General features: G+C 63.8%; 15 protein-coding genes. 11 read left to right on the top strand and 4 right to left on the bottom strand.

Features of this window, described 5'->3' with window-relative positions:
- Positions 1 to 53: 53 nt before the first annotated feature.
- Positions 54 to 1163, top strand: coding sequence for a TRAP transporter substrate-binding protein (locus tag CK219_RS25545; protein ID WP_095769385.1), 1110 nt, complete (start codon positions 54 to 56; stop codon positions 1161 to 1163).
- A 232-nt stretch (positions 1164 to 1395) separates the two neighbouring features.
- On the opposite strand, the gene CK219_RS25540 is transcribed toward CK219_RS25545, so the two are convergent.
- The 4 genes from CK219_RS25540 to CK219_RS25525 all read right to left on the bottom strand — a co-directional run bounded on the left by CK219_RS25540 (position 1396) and on the right by CK219_RS25525 (position 5921).
- Entirely contained in the window at positions 1396 to 2424 is a 1029-nt protein-coding gene (locus CK219_RS25540) for a zinc-dependent alcohol dehydrogenase family protein (protein WP_176477144.1), read from the bottom strand.
- 8 nt (positions 2425 to 2432) lie between these two features.
- Positions 2433 to 4223 carry a TRAP transporter large permease subunit gene (locus CK219_RS25535; RefSeq protein ID WP_095769424.1) on the bottom strand — a complete coding sequence of 597 codons (1791 nt, stop codon included), beginning with the start codon at positions 4221 to 4223 and terminating at the stop codon, positions 2433 to 2435.
- Positions 4223 to 4828 carry a TRAP transporter small permease subunit gene (locus tag CK219_RS25530; RefSeq protein WP_095769383.1) on the bottom strand — a complete coding sequence of 202 codons (606 nt, stop codon included), beginning with the start codon at positions 4826 to 4828 and terminating at the stop codon, positions 4223 to 4225. The genes CK219_RS25535 and CK219_RS25530 overlap by 1 nt, the downstream gene beginning before the upstream one ends.
- A gap of 187 nt (positions 4829 to 5015) precedes the next feature.
- The gene (locus tag CK219_RS25525) at positions 5016 to 5921 is read right to left on the bottom strand and encodes a branched-chain amino acid ABC transporter permease (protein WP_095769382.1); all 906 of its coding nucleotides are present in this window, start codon (positions 5919 to 5921) and stop codon (positions 5016 to 5018) included.
- A gap of 93 nt (positions 5922 to 6014) precedes the next feature.
- Here CK219_RS25525 and CK219_RS25520 point away from each other — a divergent pair, with 93 nt between their 5' ends.
- From CK219_RS25520 to CK219_RS25475, 10 genes are all read left to right on the top strand, one after another.
- Positions 6015 to 6623, top strand: a complete 609-nt coding sequence (locus tag CK219_RS25520; RefSeq protein WP_095769381.1) for a CGNR zinc finger domain-containing protein — start codon at positions 6015 to 6017, stop codon at positions 6621 to 6623.
- Positions 6616 to 7140 (top strand): hypothetical protein, encoded by a 525-nt coding sequence (locus CK219_RS25515; protein ID WP_095769380.1) that lies wholly within the window; start codon positions 6616 to 6618, stop codon positions 7138 to 7140. Before CK219_RS25520 ends, CK219_RS25515 begins: the two co-directional genes overlap by 8 nt.
- Before the next feature lie 207 nt (positions 7141 to 7347).
- Complete coding sequence (locus CK219_RS25510; RefSeq protein ID WP_095769379.1) at positions 7348 to 10821, top strand: indolepyruvate ferredoxin oxidoreductase family protein; 3474 nt, start codon at positions 7348 to 7350, stop codon at positions 10819 to 10821.
- Positions 10822 to 10970: 149 nt separating this feature from the next.
- Positions 10971 to 13286, top strand: coding sequence for an EAL domain-containing protein (locus CK219_RS25505; protein ID WP_095769378.1), 2316 nt, complete (start codon positions 10971 to 10973; stop codon positions 13284 to 13286).
- A gap of 369 nt (positions 13287 to 13655) precedes the next feature.
- Positions 13656 to 14348: a hypothetical protein gene (locus CK219_RS25500; RefSeq protein ID WP_245340615.1), complete on the top strand. Its 693-nt coding sequence runs from the start codon at positions 13656 to 13658 to the stop codon at positions 14346 to 14348.
- Between the two features lie 149 nt (positions 14349 to 14497).
- Complete coding sequence (locus CK219_RS25495) at positions 14498 to 14647, top strand: DUF3096 domain-containing protein (protein WP_095769376.1); 150 nt, start codon at positions 14498 to 14500, stop codon at positions 14645 to 14647.
- Positions 14648 to 14797: 150 nt separating this feature from the next.
- The gene (locus CK219_RS25490; protein ID WP_095769375.1) at positions 14798 to 15022 is read left to right on the top strand and encodes an aa3-type cytochrome c oxidase subunit IV; all 225 of its coding nucleotides are present in this window, start codon (positions 14798 to 14800) and stop codon (positions 15020 to 15022) included.
- An 85-nt stretch (positions 15023 to 15107) separates the two neighbouring features.
- The gene (locus CK219_RS25485; protein ID WP_095769374.1) at positions 15108 to 16385 is read left to right on the top strand and encodes a Re/Si-specific NAD(P)(+) transhydrogenase subunit alpha; all 1278 of its coding nucleotides are present in this window, start codon (positions 15108 to 15110) and stop codon (positions 16383 to 16385) included.
- Entirely contained in the window at positions 16385 to 16804 is a 420-nt protein-coding gene (locus CK219_RS25480; RefSeq protein WP_095769373.1) for an NAD(P) transhydrogenase subunit alpha, read from the top strand. Before CK219_RS25485 ends, CK219_RS25480 begins: the two co-directional genes overlap by 1 nt.
- Before the next feature lies 1 nt (position 16805).
- The gene (locus tag CK219_RS25475; RefSeq protein WP_095769372.1) at positions 16806 to 18203 is read left to right on the top strand and encodes an NAD(P)(+) transhydrogenase (Re/Si-specific) subunit beta; all 1398 of its coding nucleotides are present in this window, start codon (positions 16806 to 16808) and stop codon (positions 18201 to 18203) included.
- The last annotated feature ends 64 nt before the right edge of the window (positions 18204 to 18267 follow it).

The following is an 18267-nucleotide window of genomic DNA, read 5'->3' as shown; positions in this document are numbered from 1 at the left end:
GGGCACGAGGATGCCCTGACGTCGGTCAGCTGATCCGCAAGGGAGGAAACTTAATGGATCGTCGTTCTTTCATTCGCAAGGCCGGTGCGTCCGGCGTGGGCGCCGCGGCAGCCGCGGCGGCACTTGCCACGCCGGCCATTGCCCAGTCCAATCCCAAGGTGACCTGGCGGCTTGCATCGTCCTTCCCGAAATCGCTCGACACGATCTATGGCGGCGCGGAAGTCTTCTCAAAAATGCTGTCGGAGGCGACCGACGGAAATTTCCAGGTCCAGGTCTTCGCCTCCGGTGAGCTCGTGCCCGGCCTGCAGGCTGCGGACGCCACCACGGCCGGCACAGTCGAGGCCTGCCATACGGTCGCATACTATTACTGGGGCAAGGACCCGACCTGGGCGCTCGGTGCCGCAGTGCCCTTCTCGCTCAACGCGCGCGGCATGAATGCCTGGCACTATCATGGCGGCGGCATCGACCTGTTCAACGAGTTCCTCGCCACGCAAGGCCTGTTCGGCCTGCCGGGCGGCAATACCGGCGTTCAGATGGGCGGCTGGTTCCGCAAGCAGATCAACACGGTGGCCGATCTCTCGGGCCTCAAGATGCGCATCGGCGGCTTTGCCGGCAAAGTTGTGCAGAAGCTCGGCGTCGTGCCGCAGCAGATCGCCGGCGGCGACATCTATCCGGCGCTGGAGAAGGGCACCATCGACGCCGCCGAATGGGTCGGCCCCTATGACGACGAGAAGCTCGGCTTCTATAAGGTCGCGCCCTACTACTACTATCCCGGCTGGTGGGAAGGCGGCCCGACCGTGCATCTGATGTTCAACAAGGCCAAATACGAAGAGCTTTCGCCGGCCTACAAGTCGCTCGTGCATACCGCCGCGCAAGCGGCGGACGCCAACATGCTGCAGAAGTACGACTATCTCAATCCGGCGGCGGTGAAGCGGCTTGTGTCGAACGGCGCCAAGCTGGCGCCGTTCAGCCAGGAGATCATGGCCGCCTGCTTCGAGAAGGCCAACGAGGTCTATGCCGAGATGGAATCCAACAACGCGCCGTTCAAGAAGATCTGGGAATCGATCAAGGCCTTCCGCAAGGAGCACTATCTCTGGGCCCAGGTCGCCGAATACAATTACGACACCTTCATGATGGTGCAGCAGCGCAACGGCAAGCTGTAGACCGCCGCCCTCCTTCTCCCCTTGTGGGAGAAGGTGGATCGGCGCGAAGCGCCGAGACGGATGAGGGGTGTTGGAAGGATCGCCGTCCTTGCCAAGCTGGAGCACCCCTCATCCGTCGCCTTCGGCGACACCTTCTCCCACAAGGGGAGAAGGGAAAACCGCGCCTAGCCAGATGACGGGCAGCGCCAGCGCCTGTACATCAGTGAACTGGAACGCTTTCCCAGGAAGTGGGTCAGCCTTGGCCCGGCACCACCAGCACCTTGACCTCGCCCGGCGCCGGCGGATTGGCGATCACGTCCGGTGCCTCTTCGAGGCTGACCTGCTTCGAGATCAGCCGGTCGATCTCGATCGCGCCGGAGGCAATCAGCTGCGCCGCCCTTCCATGCGTGAACGGGTTGAGGAAGGAGCCGAGCACCTTCAGTTCGCGAAACAAGAGATCGAACGGCTCGATCTCCACCTTCATGCCTTGCGGCACCACGCCGACGATCACCACCGTGCCGCCCGCCCTTGCCATGCGCATCGACTGCTCCACCGTGTCGCGAACGCCGGCGCATTCCAGCACCACGTCGACGCCGCCGGGCGCCAGGCCATTCGGCCCAGCGACGGCCGCGATCGGGTCGCCGGCGCTTGGGTCAATCGTCGCGGTCGCGCCGAGTTCCTCGGCGAGCGCACGACGCGAAGCCTGCCGGGTCGACAGAATGATGGTCGCCGCGCCCGCGAGCTTGGCCAGCTGCACGACGAGCAGGCCGATGACGCCGCCGCCCAGCACCACGACCGATGCGCCCGGCCGGATCGCGGCAAGGTCGACGCCGTGCAGGCAGCAGGCGAGCGGCTCGCAGAAAGCGCCATGCATCGGCTTGAGGTTTGCGGGCAGTCGGAAGGCTTGGCTTTGCGGCATCAGCACGTAATCGGCGAAGCCGCCGTCGCGGTGGATGCCGATGGCGCGCAGATTGCTGCAGAGATTGACGCGGCCGGCGTGGCAGTGGGCGCAGCGCCCGCAGGCAATGTTCGGATCGCCGGTGACGCGGTCGCCGACGGCAATGCCCGTCACCGCCGCGCCGACCGCTTCGACGATGCCGGAGAACTCATGGCCGAGCGTCACCTGCGGCGTGCAGGGAAATTCGCCATGGAAGAGGTGGCGGTCGGTGCCGCAGACGCCGCAGGCCTCGATGCGCACCAGAACGCCCTCAGGCCCGGGAACGGGTTTTGCGACCTCGCGCAACCCGATCTTACCTACCGCTTCCAGCCGCACGGCTCTCATGGGTATCCTCAATTGAATTTGGGCGGCTGCGAGAGATCGGGCGCCGGCGCCGCCGGCTTGGCCGGCGCATCGCCGAAGCTCGGCGGCTGCGACAGGTCGGGCGTGCCGGGTGCCGCCGGAGCGCCGCCATTGGACGGCGCAGCTCCATTGTTGTTCGCCGGGGACGTGCCGAGCGGCGACAGCGAAGGCATGTCGGGCAGCCTGAGGTCGATGGTGCTGGGCTCCACCGCGGCGCCCTTGTAGCGCATGACCATCTGCGGGAAGGCGATGGTCAGCCCGATCATGATCACCTGGATCAGGACGAACGGCACGGCGCCCCAATAGATCTGCCCGGTAGTGATCGGCGCGATCTGCTTGCCGGTGATCCTGTCGAGGTAAGGCACGCGGGCTGCGACCGAGCGCAGGTAGAACAGCGCGAAGCCGAAGGGCGGGTGCATGAAGCTGGTTTGCATGTTGACGCCGAGCAGCACGCCGAACCAGATCAGGTCGATGCCGAGCTTGTCCGCCGCCGGCGCCAGCAGCGGCACGATGATGAAGGCGAGCTCGAAGAAATCGAGGAAGAAGGCAAGCACGAAGACCAGGATGTTGACGCCGATCAGGAAGCCGGTCTCGCCGCCGGGCAGCGAGGTCAGCAGGTGCTCGACCCAGATATGGCCGTTGACGCCATAGAAGGTCAGCGAAAAGACGCGCGCGCCGATCAGGATGAACAGCACGAAGGCGGAAAGCCGGGTCGTCGAGGCCAGCGCCTGGTTGATGACGTCCATCGTCAGGCGGCCCTTCATTGCCGCCATGATGAGCGCGCCGACGGCGCCCATGGCGCCGCCTTCCGTCGGCGTGGCGATGCCGAGAAAGATGGTGCCCAGAACCAAGAAGATCAGCGCCAGCGGCGGGATCAGCACGATCACCACCTGCTGCGCCAGCTTCGACATCATGTTGATACGGAGCCGCTGATCGAGGATGGCGACGACATAAATGATGATGACGCCGACGGCGAAGCCGAGGATGTCGGCATTGTCGCCGTGGGTCGGCGCAAGGTAGCGATAGGCCGCGTATGAAATCGCGCCCGTCACCACAACTGCCACCAGCAGAGATATCACACCGTGGCCGAGCGTACGCGCCTCGAGCGGCAGCGCCGGCATCGAGTTCGGCCGGACGATCGACATGATCAGGATGTAAAGCATGTAGATGCCGGTGAGCACGAGGCCGGGGATCAACGCGCCGGCATACATGTCGCCGACCGAGCGTCCCAGCTGGTCGGCCAGCACGATCAGCACCAGCGACGGCGGGATGATCTGCGCCAGCGTGCCGGAGGCGGCGATGACGCCCGAGGCCACGCGCCGGTCGTAGCCGTAGCGCAACATGATCGGCAGCGAGATCAGGCCCATGGCGATGACCGAAGCGGCCACCACGCCGGTCGTCGCGGCAAGCAGCGCACCGACGAAGATCACCGCATAGGCAAGCCCGCCGCGGATGGGCCCGAACAGCTGCCCGATCGTGTCGAGCAGGTCCTCGGCCATGCCGGAGCGCTCCAGCACGATACCCATGAAGGTGAAGAACGGTATCGCCAAGAGCGTGTCGTTCGACATCACCCTGGTGCCGTAAAAATTGTCGGGAAGCGCATGCAACAGCGGCCAGGCAAGGTTGATCGACCCGCCGGAATAGGGCGACAGCACGACACCGATGAAGAAGAACATCAGCCCGTTGGCGGCGAGCGAGAAGGCTACGGGGTAGCCGATCAACAGGAAGATGACCAGCGAGGCGAACATGATAGGCGCCATGTTCTGCGCGATGAATTCGATCACGAGCGCACCTCGCCCGCGAGCGCCTTGGCTTCCTCGGCCAGCGCCTTGGCCTCGAGCTCGGCCTGCTCATGGGCCGAGATGAAAGGAGTGGGATCGTCCATGTCGCCACGCATGATGGCGATCTTCTTGATGATTTCGGAAATCCCTTGCAGCGCGAGCAGGAAGAAGCCGACCAGCAGGATGGCCTTGGCCGGCCACACGATCAGGCCGCCGGCATTGGTCGACATCTCGCCGCTGCGGAAGGAAAGCGACACATAAGGCACGAAATAGATCACCATCAGCACCACGAACGGCATCAGGAAAAAGAGATGGCCGAAGAGGTCGATCCAGTGCTGCACACGGCGCGAGAACATGCCGTAGACGATATCGATGCGGATATGATCGTTCTGTTTCAGCGTGTAGGCGGCGGCCAGCATGAAGGCGGCGCCGAACAGGTACCACTGCAGCTCCAGCCAGGCGTTGGAGGAGATGTCGAACACCTTGCGGATGACGGCATTGCCAGCGCTCACCAGGATCGCGAGCAGGATCAGCCACGACACCCAGCGGCCGATGAACTCGTTGATGCGGTCGATCGTCCTGGATAGAGCGAGCAGCCCTGCCATGCATAGTCCTCCCTGGTACCGGCAGCGCGCCCGTTTCCCCCTCCGGTGTCGCGCCGCTTGGCCCAACGATATGCAGTGCGTGGTCCGGCAGGTCAACATGACAAAGCGACGGCAAACAGATCGGCAAGCCGCGCAGAGGCGGAATGCCGCCGCATGACGCCACGTCATGCAACCAAAGTCTGGGAGCTCAGGCGATCTTGGCCTGGTCGCGCCCGGCGCCGATCAGCACCAGCATGGCGACGAGGAAGAGATAGATCCAGGCGTCGCGCCATTCGAGCGGGAAATAGCCGGCCCAGAGCGATTCCGCCATACCGAAGGCCGCGGCACCAAGCGCCGCCTTGAGCGGCGACAGATAGCCGCCGACCGCCGTCACGAACAGGATCTTGAGGCCGTAGACCAGCCCGGTGCCAAAGGAGACATTGCCATAATATAGACCGGCAAGCACGCCGGCCAGGGCGGCGCAAAAGCCGCTGAACAGCACGGCGCGGCGGAACACCGCGGTGACGTCGATGCCGCACATCGCCGCCGCTTTCGGGTCGTCGGAGACGGCGCGCCAGGCGCGGCCGAAATGCGAATGCGAGAACAGCCAGGCCGCCAGCGCCACTACCGCGATGATACAAGCGCAATCGAGCAGCTGGATGACGGTGAGCGTCACCTTGAAGCCGTCACCCTGGGCAAAAATGACGGGGTTGGCGAGCATCGGCGGCAGCCACAGGTCATGCGTGTCGGCGGCAATGCGGCTCGCTTCCGACAGGAAGATGAGAATGCCGAGCGTCGTCACCACGATGGCGTTGGGCGAGCGGTCGGCGAGCCTCTCGAAAACGCTGCGCGACAGGACATGGCTGATCAGCGCGGCATAAAGCACGGCGGCGGCGACGCCGAGCATTACCGCGGCGGCCAGCGTCAGCCACAGCGCCTGATAGCCGAAGGCGGCGGTCAGGATCATCGTCTGGCCGCAGAAGGCGAACAGCGCGCCGTAAGCCAGGTTGGTGCGATGCAGGATGCCGTTGGTCAGCACATAGCCGAAGGCGAGCAGCGCATAGAGCGCGCCCGAATGCAGCCCGTTCAGCACCTGCTGGAAGAAATAGAGCATGCGATATCCTACAGGTCGTATGACGCGACCCCGCCGGACCGTTGCACTCGGAATCTAACTTGTCAAATGCGTTTTATCGGTTAGATTTCTGTCATGACGGTTTCCTGGACCCCGCACCGCTTCACCGGCGGCATCCTTGCGCTCGACACGGCGAACACCGTCGTGCTGCGCAACGATCCGCAAAAGTCCTTTGACCGTTTTGACGATCCGGCCGAGATCGCCCGCTTCGCCGAGGCGGCGAGCGGCTTTCGCGCGGCCGAGCTCGGCGGCCGGAGGCTGCAGGCGCCGGAGCCGGGCGAGATAAAGCCAGCCGTCGTCTCGATTCGCGAAGCGACCGACCGCCTGTTTCGCCATGCCGTATCGAACGGCGCGATTGCGACCAGCCATTTGCCGGATTTCCTCACGGCCTGCGCCGGCGGGCTGTCCGGTAGCGCGACCGAGATCGGGGTGCCGGGCCAGCCGTTCGGCGATCCGCAAACGCCGATTGCCTTCGAGGCGGCTTTGGCCGTCTCGGCGCTGTCGCTGCTGCGCGACGAAACGGTGGCGAGGCTGAGGATCTGCCCCAATTGCAGCTGGCTGTTCGTCGACCGCAGCCGCAACGCCAGTCGCCTCTGGTGCGACATGGCGGTTTGCGGCAACCGCCAGAAGGCAAACCGCTATTACCGCCGCCGCACAGCGGCGAGGGAGGTCAGCAATGCTTAGGAAATTGTCGCGTTCGGCTCTGGTCGCCTTGATCGCTGCATTCGCGCTCGGCGCGTGCCGCGACACCGGCAACGACCAGCTCTTTGCCATCTCCGGCAAGCTGTTCGAATTCAATTACCGGCTCGCCATCGCCACCTATGTCATCACGCTGAAGCCGCTGCGCCCGATGGTCGACGGCCAGGTCGCTGTGGTGAGCTTCCAGAATCCGGCGGGCGGCGATCCGCTCGTCGTCAACCAGAAGATCTGGCCGAAGCTGCCCCATATCACGCTCACCAGCCCGCCGCTCTCCTGCGTGGTCAAGGACAAGCCTTACAAAGTCTCGATCCGCATCCAGGATGCCAGCGGCACATTGCTGCAAAGCATCGACACCACCATGACCTCGTCGGAGGATCAGACGATGCTGCCGGACCGGCCGCTGGTGATCGGCCCGAAATACGAGCTCAACCCGGACCTTGCCGGCCATCCTGACGGCAGACTACCCGATGCGCAGAAGCCGGATTGCTCGAAAGCGACCTGAAACGCCCAGCGCTCACGAAATTTTTGTTCCTCGGGAAGCGGTTAGCGCGGTCTTGCATGCGCCGTCGGCCACTCGCCAGACCGTTTGTTGCGTGTTATCTGGCTGCTGCGATTTTGTTTGACCTCTCCGCCAAGGGAAGAAAGACTGCGGCGTCCCACTCCGACGTTGGCTGCCTGATTTGAGCCGCCTCCGCAGAGGAAATACCTGATGACGCTGCACGACGTCGCGCTCGACGACAAGTTCGACCTTGGCAAGGAGCGCGTCTTCCTGTCCGGCGCGCAGGCGGTCGTGCGCATGCTTCTGATGCAGCGCGAGCGCGACCGCCGCGCCGGCCTCAACACGGCGGGCTTCGTCTCCGGCTATCGCGGCTCGCCTTTGGGCGGCCTCGACATGCAGCTGTGGCGGGCCAAGAAGCAGCTTGCGGCTGCCGACATCGTCTTCCAGCCCGGCCTCAACGAGGAACTCGCCGCCACCGCCTGCTGGGGATCTCAGCAGACCGAATTGCTGGGCGAGGGCAAGCATGACGGCGTCTTTTCCGTCTGGTACGGCAAGGGGCCGGGCGTCGACCGTTCCGGAGACGTCTTCCGCCACGCCAATCTTGCCGGCTCGTCCAAGCACGGCGGCGTGCTTGCTCTGATGGGCGACGACCACATGGCCGAATCCTCGACGAATGCGCATGCCACCGAATTCCTATTCGTCGACACCATGGTGCCGATCCTCAACCCGGCAGGCGTCCAGGAGATCATCGACTACGGCCTCTACGGCTTCGCCATGTCGCGCTTCGCCGGCACCTGGGCGGCGATCAAATGCGTCAAGGACAACATCGAATCGACGGCCTCGGTCGACGCCTCGATCGATCGTCTGGGCATCGTCATTCCCGAATTCGACATGCCGCCGGGCGGCCTCAACATCCGCCACGAGATTGACATGCTCGGCCAGGAAGAGCGGCTGCACGAGTACAAGCGTGCCGCCGCCTCCGCCTTCATCCAGGCCAATGGTCTCAACCGCATCGTCTATTCCGGCGGCCGCAATCCCAAGCTCGGCGTCATCACCATCGGCAAGAGCTATCTCGATGTCCGCCAGGCGCTGGAGGATATCGGCATCGACGAGGCGGCCGCCAACCGCATCGGCATCCGCCTGTTCAAGGTCGGCTGCCCGTGGCCGCTCGATTTCCAGCATATCGCCGAGTTCGCCCGCGGCCTCGACACCATCGTCGTCGTCGAGGAAAAGCGCTCTTTGATCGAGGTTCAGCTGCGCGAGAACCTCTACGGCACCGCCACGCAGCCGGTGATCGTCGGCAAGAAGGACGAACGCGGCGACTGGCTGTTTCCGGCCAAGGGCGCGCTCGATCCGAACGAGATCGCCATCGCGCTCGGCGAACGGATTCTGCGCACCATCGGCCCGTCGGAAGAAATCGCCGCGCGGCTGGCGAAGCTGCGCCAGTTCCAGGCGATGCTCGCAGACACTGTCGATATCGGCTCGCGCACGCCTTTCTTCTGCTCGGGCTGCCCGCACAATTCGTCAACCAAGGTTCCGGACGGCTCGATCGCCGCCGCCGGCATCGGCTGCCATTTCATGGCGCTGTGGATGGACAGGAATACGGTCGGCTTCACCGCCATGGGCGGCGAGGGCGCGCAATGGGTCGGACAGGCGCCGTTCTCGAAGCGCGACCACATCTTCCAGAATCTGGGCGACGGCACCTATAACCATTCCGGCGTGCTGGCGATCCGCTTCGCGCTGTCCTCGGGCGCTAACATCACCTACAAGATCCTTTACAACGACGCCGTCGCCATGACCGGAGGCCAGCCGCATGAGGGCGGCCTGACCGTCGACATGATCGCCAGACAAGTGCGCGCCGAGGGCGTCGAGCGCATCGCCGTCGTCACCGACGAGCCCGACAAATATGCCGGCAAGGCCGATTTCCCGGCCGGCGTCAGCATCCATCACCGTGACGACCTCGATCTCGTCCAGCGCGAGTTGCGTGGGCTCAAAGGCGTTTCCGTTCTCATCTACGACCAGACCTGCGCCGCCGAGAAACGCCGGCGCCGCAAGCGCGGCACCTTCCCCGATCCGGACAAGCGCGTCTTCATCAACGAACTGGTCTGCGAAGGCTGCGGCGATTGCGGCGTCCAGTCGAACTGCGTCTCGATCCAGCCGGTCGAGACCGAATTCGGCCGCAAACGCCGGATCGACCAGTCGAGCTGCAACAAGGACTTCTCCTGCCTCAACGGCTTCTGCCCGTCCTTCGTCACCGTGCATGGCGGCAAGATCAGGAAGGCAGAGGGCATTGCCGGCAAGGCCGATCCTCTCGACGGCGTGCCCGCGCCGGCTGAATTCCGCATGGGCACCCAGGGCTGGGCGGGGATCATCGACGGGGTCGGCGGCACCGGCGTTGTCACCGTCGGCGCGGTGCTCGGCATGGCCGCGCATCTTGAAGGGAAGGGCTGCGGCATGATCGACATGGCCGGCCTCGCCCAGAAGGGCGGCTCGGTCTTCACCCATATCCGCATCGCCCCGACGCCCGAGGATATCCATGCCATCCGCGTTTCGGCCGGCAAGGCCGACCTTGTGCTCGGCTGCGATCTCGTCGTCTCCGGCGCCAAGAAGGTGCTGGGCGCGGTGCGCGAGGGCCACACGATCTTCCTCGCCAACACCGCCGAGATCATGCCCGGCGAATTCACCCGGTCCGCCGACTTCTCGCTGCCGATCGAGCGGCTGAAGAAGGCGATCCGGGCGGCGGCCGGCGACGACAAGGCGCATTTCTTCGACGCCACCCGCACGGCGACGGCTTTGTTCGGCAATTCGCTGGGCGCCAACATGTTCATGCTCGGCTTCGCCTTCCAGCATGGCGGGCTGCCGCTTTCCGCCGAAGCCGTTGAAAAGGCGATAGAATTGAACGGCGAGGCGGTGCCGATGAACATCGCGGCCTTCCGCTGGGGCCGCCGCGCCGCGCATCAGCCCGATTTCGTGCGCGGCCTGGTCAGCCAGACGGACAAGCCGGCTTCCCGACCGGCGGAGACGCTGGACGATGTCATCGCCCGCCGTGTCGCCTTCCTTACCGCCTATCAGAACGCAGCCTATGCCAGGCGTTACGCCGACCGCGTGGCGACGTTGCGCGCCGCCGAAGCCAAGGCCGTGCCCGGCTCGACCGCAGTGACCGAGGCCGTCGCCAGGAACCTCTTCAAGCTGATGGCGATCAAGGACGAGTATGAGGTGGCGCGGCTCTACACCGACGGCACTTTCGCCGCCGACCTCGCCAAGCAGTTCCAGAGCTACGACAAGCTCGAGTTCCATCTCGCGCCGCCGATCCTCGGGCGGCGCGGCAATGACGGCAAGCCCCGCAAATCGAGCTTCGGCCCGTGGATGATGAAGGGCTTTCGGCTGCTGGCGGCGATGAAGGGCCTGCGTGGAACCGCCTTCGACCTTTTCGGCTACACGGCCGAGCGGCGCATCGAGCGGCAGTCGCTGAGGGCATACGAAGCCGATCTCGACCTGATCGCCGGCGCGCTGGCGCCGGGCAGGATGGAAGCCGCGACGGCCCTGGCCTCCGTGCCGGCGCTCATCCGCGGCTACGGCCATGTCCGGCAGGCCAGCGCCGACAAGGCGGCGGGCGAGCGCTCGCGTTTGATCGAGCGTTTCAAGCAAGCCCCCGCGGAGCCTTCGCTTCGGGCTGCGGAATGATCGCACCGGCGCGTTGGACGCCGCGCCAAAATCCCGAATCCCTTATCCGTCCTGCTTATAGCAACCCTCTGCAACCGTCGCCGCGCGCCGTTCTAAGCCTTTCTTAAGGCGGGGTGTGGCATGACAAGGCGTAGTGTTGGGCCGAGTGTATGGGCAGAGCGAAGACCGAGAGCATCCCGGCGGACGTCTATATCCAGTTCGTGCGGGCATTGTTCGACAACGCCGGCATGGTGGCGATCGGCGGCGTATGCTACTGGATTGTCGGTTTCATGGTCTACCTGCGCACGCAGGATCTGCTTTATCTGGCCTTGGCTTTCGTTCTGCTATCGGCCAGCCTCTGGCGGTACTTCAGCATCCAAGGCTTCCATAGAGCGGGCGGCACCATAGCAAGTGTCGCAGAGGCAGAAGCGATAGAGCGCAACTACATTATCAAAGGCAGCGCGCAGGGCCTCGCATTGGGGTCATTCTGCTTCGTGTCGATCTACCTGCGTCCTGACCAGTTTGGTGAACTGGCGTCGGTGTCGTTGTCGTTGACGACCCTGGTAACGGTTGTCGGGCGAAGTTACGGGTCCATGCGCATGGTCCAGATTTTTTCATTGACCCTCGTCGGGCCGGCGGCTCTTGCGCTCATCCTGCGTATGGATATGGCTTCTGTCGTCCTCGGCTTGATGATCATACCACTGACGTTCGTCACGATCAGCAGCGCTGACCATGTCCGCAACGTGCTCTTCTCCGCGGTCATCGGCCACAAGCAGGCGAGAAACCTGACGCGCCGGTTCGACCGCGCGCTCAACACCATGTCGCACGGCCTGGTCATGCTGGGCCCGGACGGCCGCGTCGCGGTGGCCAATGCCGAGGCTGCCCATCTGATGTCGCTGAAATCGTCCGAGGCGCTGCTCGGGCGCTCGATCCACAGCCTGCTGATGCGCGGCGTTGCCGGCGGCATGCTGGCGCCAAAGGACTGCCGCTACATCGAGGCGCAGCTGACGCGCGCCTTGCGCGAAGGCCGCGACCGCAAGGTGCTGGTTTCGCTTGCCAATGGCCAGCACTATGAATTTTCCGCGCGCGAAGGCAGTCAGGAATTGGGCGTCATCACCTTCGAGGACGTGACGGCCCGCGTCGAGGCGGAGGAAAAGATCCGCTTCATGGCGCGCTACGACAATTTGACGGGGCTGCCGAACCGCGCCTATTTCAACGAACTGGTCGGCGAAGCCATGGCGTCCGGCGACCGCGACCGGCTCTGCGGCCTCGCCGTGCTCGACCTCGACGATTTCAAGAGCGTCAACGACACACTCGGCCATCCGGTCGGCGATGGGCTGATCTATGCCTTGGCCGAGCGGCTGGCTGCGGTCGCCGGGCCAGGCATCAATGTCAGCCGTTTCGGCGGCGACGAGTTCATGGTCTTCTTCGACCGCATCGAGGACGAGAGCCATCTCAACGATTTGCTCGACGAGATCTTCGTCAACCTGCAGGGGGAGGTGGATGTCGCCGGTCACAGCCTACGCATCCAGGCCAGCGGCGGCGCCGTGTTGTCCAGGGTCGAAGACACCGATGTCGACGCCATGATCGTCAAGGCCGACCTTGCCCTCTACAAGGCCAAGGAGCTCGGCAAGAACAGCTGGCGGCTGTTCGAGGCATCAATGGATGCCGCGTTCCGCAGTCGCCAGCTGATGAAGGCCGACCTGCGCAATGCCGTGCAGGCCAGGGAGTTGCGCGTCGTCTACCAGCCGATCGTGGCCATCAGCACCATGCGCATCGCCAGTTGCGAGGCGCTCTGCCGCTGGGACCATCCCGATCTCGGCCCGATCTCGCCCAGCGTCTTCATCCCGCTCGCCGAGGAGATGGGCATCATTGCCGACATCAGTACTTTCGTGTTGCAGGCGGCCTGCGCCGAATGCGCCAAATGGCCGACGCAGACCAGCGTATCGGTCAACCTTTCGGCCAAGGATTTCCGCAACCGCGATGTCGTGCAGAAGGTTCGTGACGCGCTGGCGGCGTCAGGCCTTGCGCCGCACAGGCTCGAAATCGAGGTCACCGAGACCGCCTTGCTCGACGACAAATCGCTGACGCGCGAGCTGATCGAAGAGATGAAGACGCTTGGCGTCCGCATTGCGCTCGACGATTTCGGCACCGGCTATTCCAGCCTCAGCTATTTGCACAAGCTGCCGCTCGACAAGATCAAGATCGATCGCTCCTTCCTGATCGATTTGAACCAGAACCGGCAGTCGCTCGATCTTCTGAAGGGCATCGTCGGCCTGTCCCGGACGCTGGGTCTTTCTGTCACCATCGAAGGGGTCGAAACCTTCGAGCAGCTGAAGACGCTGGTCCATCTGGTCAAGCCGGACTTCGTGCAGGGCTTCCTCTTCGGCGCCGCGCTCAGCGCGTCGGGCATCGAGACGATGTCGAGTGTCACGTGGCCGTTTGCAGCGGATCTGTATATCGCCGGCAAACGGACAGCCAGCTGAACGCTATTGCGTTCAAAAAACAGATCGAATGTTCACCCAATGAAAGGATGACAGCTCGGGCGCTGTCTAAATCCGCCACGTCCTGGTGCGCGCAGCACCTGATTTCAGAATCACCGCGGTGATCGCCGCCAGTTCGGATCAGACAACCCGGCTGCACGATCCTGCATTTTTCACATGAGATCGCCGAACGATTCACGGCCGTTAAGGTTAACAACCGGTAAACCAGCGATATCGAATTTTCAGCTTGTGTCTCATTTCAACTCGAATAGCTTATTTATAAGCGGAATTCGAGGACAGACTATGGTTGTTGCTAGAAAGAGCGCGTCGGTCGACGCCAGCGCTAGAATCGACTCGGCGCTCAACCGATCCATGATGCAACTGCTGGATCATGTCGAATATCGTCTCATCACCGGGGGTGAAGATCAGGAGGCGATATACCGGCTCCGCTACAATTCCTATCGGCGCTCAGGTATGTGTGGTCCGATCGCGAGCGGTATGTTCGAGGATCGCTGGGATAATCTGCCCAACGCCTACCGGTTCGGTGTCTATTGCTATGGCCAATTGGTCAGCACACTGCGTTTCCATTATATTACCAGCGAGTGCCCGTTCTCGCCCTCCGTCGATGCCTATCCGGAAATATTGAGGGAGCGGCTTGCGCTCGGAGAAACCTTCATCGATGGAACCCGGTTCGCAGCCGATCCTGCCAGCGCACCGTCGCCCGGAGTGATACCTTTCCTGACACTCAGGATTGCCATGGTCGCCTCCTGTTATTTTGGCCAGGACTCGGTACTGACGCCGGTCAAGATGGAGCATTCCGCTTTTTACGTTCGTTACTTTCAGGCCGTGCAGAGGACAGAGGCTAAAGTATTTCCGGGCGTTCTTCCCCCGCTCGCACTGTTCGAAATCCCGGCCGGCGAAAACATGCGCCTGACGCTCAAACGATTGCCGTTCTTCAGATCGACGCCGATGGAGCAGCGGATGATGTTCGGCAATCCGGCCATCAACCGGCTGACGCCCCTCACCATTCTGCCGACGGCGAAATATTACCGCGCCGCGGCCTGAATGCAGGCCATGAACCTTTCGCCGGCGGCGACGTTGTCAGAGCAATTCCAGGAAAAGTGTGAGCGTTTTTCCGTTCGGAATTGCGTCGATACAAGCTCCGCAGCCCGGTCTGCCCAGGCGATCGCGCCTGTCATAAGAAAGGATCCCGCATGACCATCCACTCGCTCGCGCTGACGCCGCTGATCTCGCTGATCGCCGGCGTGCTGATCCTGGTGATGCCTCGGCTCCTCAACTACATCGTCGCGCTTTACCTGATCGTTGTCGGCCTGCTCGGCCTTTTCCCCCAACTCGCGGGCTGAAATCCCGCGCCGGCCGCGTCGACATCGCGCGGCATTTCGATTTCAACTTTCGTTTGAGGCTGTTGTCGCGGACTGTGCGGCAATAGCGCCATTGCTCTTGGTTCGGCTTTTCGCTATGTGCCTCGAAGGCATTTTCGAAGGGGTACTTCCATGGCTGATCACACGCCGACCGGTCCTGTCGAGCTGGGCGCGCAGATGGACTATGCCGAGCACGACCGTACCTACAAAGGCTTCCTCGGTCTTGCCAAATACGGCTCGCTGTTCTGTGCCGCCGTCCTTATTGCAATGGCCTTCGGTTTCTTCGTCGGCGGCTTCTTCTCGGCGACCATCCTGTTTATCCTGATCATGGCCGTCGGCACTCTCATTCTGCGGTAGACTTCCCAAGCCCATTGCCCTCGACGTCGCCGGACGTCCGGCCGACGCCTTGCGCAGTCAAGGTTCCAGCCGAAAGGATCATCCGGTGGGACAAATCGTATTCATCCCTCGCGAGATTGACCCGAACGAGCCGCGCGTCGCGGCCTCGCCGGAGACGGTCAAGCGCCTGGCGGGTCTCGGCTTCGACGTGATCGTCGAGAAGGGTGCCGGCCTCGGCTCACGCATTCCCGACCAGGATTTCACTGCTGCCGGCGGCGCGATCGGAACGGCGGCCGACGCCAAAAAGGCCGATGTGGTGCTGAAAGTGCGCCGGCCGACGGATGGCGAGCTCAAGGGCTACAAGCCGGGCGCCGCCGTCATCGCCATCATGGATCCTTACGGCAACGATGCCGCTGTCGCCGCGATGGCCAAGGCCGGCATCACCGCCTTTTCGATGGAATTCATGCCGCGCATCACCCGCGCCCAGTCGATGGATGTGCTTTCCTCGCAGGCCAACCTCGCCGGCTACCAGGCGGTGATCGACGCGGCCGCCGAATATGACCGCGCGCTGCCGATGATGATGACGGCGGCAGGCACCGTGCCGGCGGCGAAAGCCTTCGTCATGGGCGTCGGCGTCGCCGGCCTGCAGGCCATCGCCACCGCGCGGCGGCTAGGCGCCATCGTCACCGCTACAGACGTGCGTCCGGCGGTGAAGGAGCAGGTGCAATCGCTCGGCGCCAAATTCCTGGCGGTCGAGGACGAGGAGTTCAAGGCGGCCGAGACGGCCGGCGGCTACGCCAAGGAAATGTCGAAGGAATACCAGGCCAAGCAGGCGGCGCTGACTGCCGAGCACATCGCCAAGCAGGACATCGTCATCACCACCGCGCTGATCCCTGGCCGTCCGGCGCCGAAGCTCATCTCGGCTGCCATGGTCGCCTCGATGAAGCCGGGCTCGGTGATCGTCGACTTGGCGGTGGAGCGCGGCGGCAATGTCGAGGGCGCCGTGCCCGGCAAGGTCGTGACGACGGAAAACGGCATCAAGATCGTCGGCCATCTCAACGTGCCTGGTCGTGTTGCTGCTTCCGCCTCGCTGCTCTACGCCAAGAACCTCTACGCCTTCCTCGAGACGATGGTCGACAAGACCGCGAAGACGCTCGCCATCAAGCGCGACGACGAGTTGGTCAAGGCCACCATGTTGACTGACGCTGGCCAAGTCGTGCACCCGAATTTCGCCAAGGCGGCGCAAGAGCCGCGCGTCGAACCGGCCGCCGTTCCTGCCAAGACCATGGTCGCCGACGCCTCCAATCCTGCTCCGAAGAAGACAGCGGCAAAGAATCCTGCCGCTGCCAAGTCGCCCTCGTCCAAGTCGAAAGGGACCGCGTGATGGAACAGCTGCAGAAAGCCCTCGACCAGCTCGATCAGGCGACCGCCGCCGTCCGCCTTGCGGTGCAGGATCTCGCCAATGCACCGGTCGGCGAGGCTGCCGGCAACGCCGCGCATGCGCTTTCGGGCGGCGCCATCGATCCCTTCGTCTTCCGTTTCGCCATCTTCGTGCTGGCGATCTTCGTCGGCTATTATGTCGTCTGGTCGGTGACGCCGGCGCTGCACACGCCGCTGATGGCCGTCACCAACGCCATCTCCTCGGTCATCGTCGTCGGCGCGCTGCTCGCCGTCGGCATCGCCGCTTCCGGCCTGGCCGCGGGCTTCGGCTTCGTCGCGCTGGTGCTGGTCTCGGTCAACATCTTCGGCGGCTTCCTCGTCACCCAGCGCATGCTCGCCATGTACAAGAAGAAGGAAAAGTGACGTGAACGCCAACTTCGCTTCCTTCCTCTATCTTGTCTCCGGCATCCTGTTCATCCTGGCGCTGCGCGGCCTGTCGCACCCGACCACCAGCCGCCAGGGCAATCTTTACGGCATGATCGGCATGGGCATCGCCATCGCCACAACGCTGGCGCTGGCGCTGCCTTCGGCCGGCCGCTTCGGCCTGATCGTGCTCGGTCTCGCCATTGGCGGCGGCATCGGCGCCGTCACCGCGCGTCGCATCGCCATGACCTCGATGCCGCAGCTGGTCGCCGCCTTCCACAGCCTCGTCGGCTTCGCCGCCGTGATGGTGGCGGCTGCCGCCATCTACGCGCCGGAAAGTTTCGGCATCGGCACGGCGGGCGACATCCACGCCCAGGCGCTGGTCGAGATGAGCCTGGGTGTCGCCATCGGTGCCATCACCTTCACCGGCTCGGTCATCGCCTTCCTGAAGCTCGACGGCCGCATGTCCGGCAAGCCGATCATGATCGGCGGCCGTCACCTGATCAACATCGCGCTCGGTATCGCGCTGGTGGTGCTGATCGTGCTGCTCGTGACCACCGAGTCCAAGCTCGTCTTCTGGCTGATCGTCGCCGCCTCGCTGGTGCTCGGCGTGCTCTTGATCATCCCGATCGGCGGCGCCGATATGCCGGTCGTGGTGTCGATGCTGAACTCCTATTCCGGCTGGGCGGCGGCGGCACTCGGGTTCACCCTCGGCAACCTGGCGCTGATCATCACCGGCGCGCTGGTCGGCTCGTCGGGCGCGATCCTGTCCTACATCATGTGCAAGGGCATGAACCGGAGCTTCATCTCGGTCATCCTCGGCGGCTTCGGCGGCGAGACGGCCGCGGTGGCCAGCGACGGCATCGAGCGCACCGTCAAGCAGGGCTCGGCCGACGACGCGGCTTACCTGATGATGAACGCGCAGAAGGTCATCATCGTGCCCGGCTATGGCATGGCGGTCGCCCAGGCGCAGCATGCGCTGCGCGAAATGGCCGACAAGCTCAAGGCCAACGGCGTCGAGGTGAAATACGCCATCCACCCGGTCGCCGGACGCATGCCCGGCCACATGAACGTGCTTCTGGCCGAGGCCAACGTGCCTTATGACGAGGTGTTCGAGCTGGAGGACATCAACTCGGAATTCGCGCAGGCCGACGTCGCCTATGTCATCGGCGCCAATGACGTCACCAACCCGTCTGCGCGCGACGACAAGTCCTCGCCGATCTACGGCATGCCGATCCTCGACGTCGACAAGGCCCGCACCTGCCTCTTCGTCAAGCGCTCGCTCGGTTCCGGCTATGCCGGCATCGACAACACGCTGTTCTACAAGGACGGCACCATGATGCTGCTCGGCGACGCCAAGAAGATGACCGAGGAAATCGTCAAGGCGATGGATCACTGAGCGTCATGGCAGGCATCAAAAAGAAAGGCCCGACAGCTGTCGGGCCTTTCTTTTTGAATCTGTA

The sequence above is a fragment of the Mesorhizobium sp. WSM4313 genome (assembly GCF_002294725.1).
Classification (GTDB): domain Bacteria; phylum Pseudomonadota; class Alphaproteobacteria; order Rhizobiales; family Rhizobiaceae; genus Mesorhizobium.
Note: the sequence above shows the minus strand (reverse complement) of the source record. Positions and strands in the feature narration are given on the sequence as shown.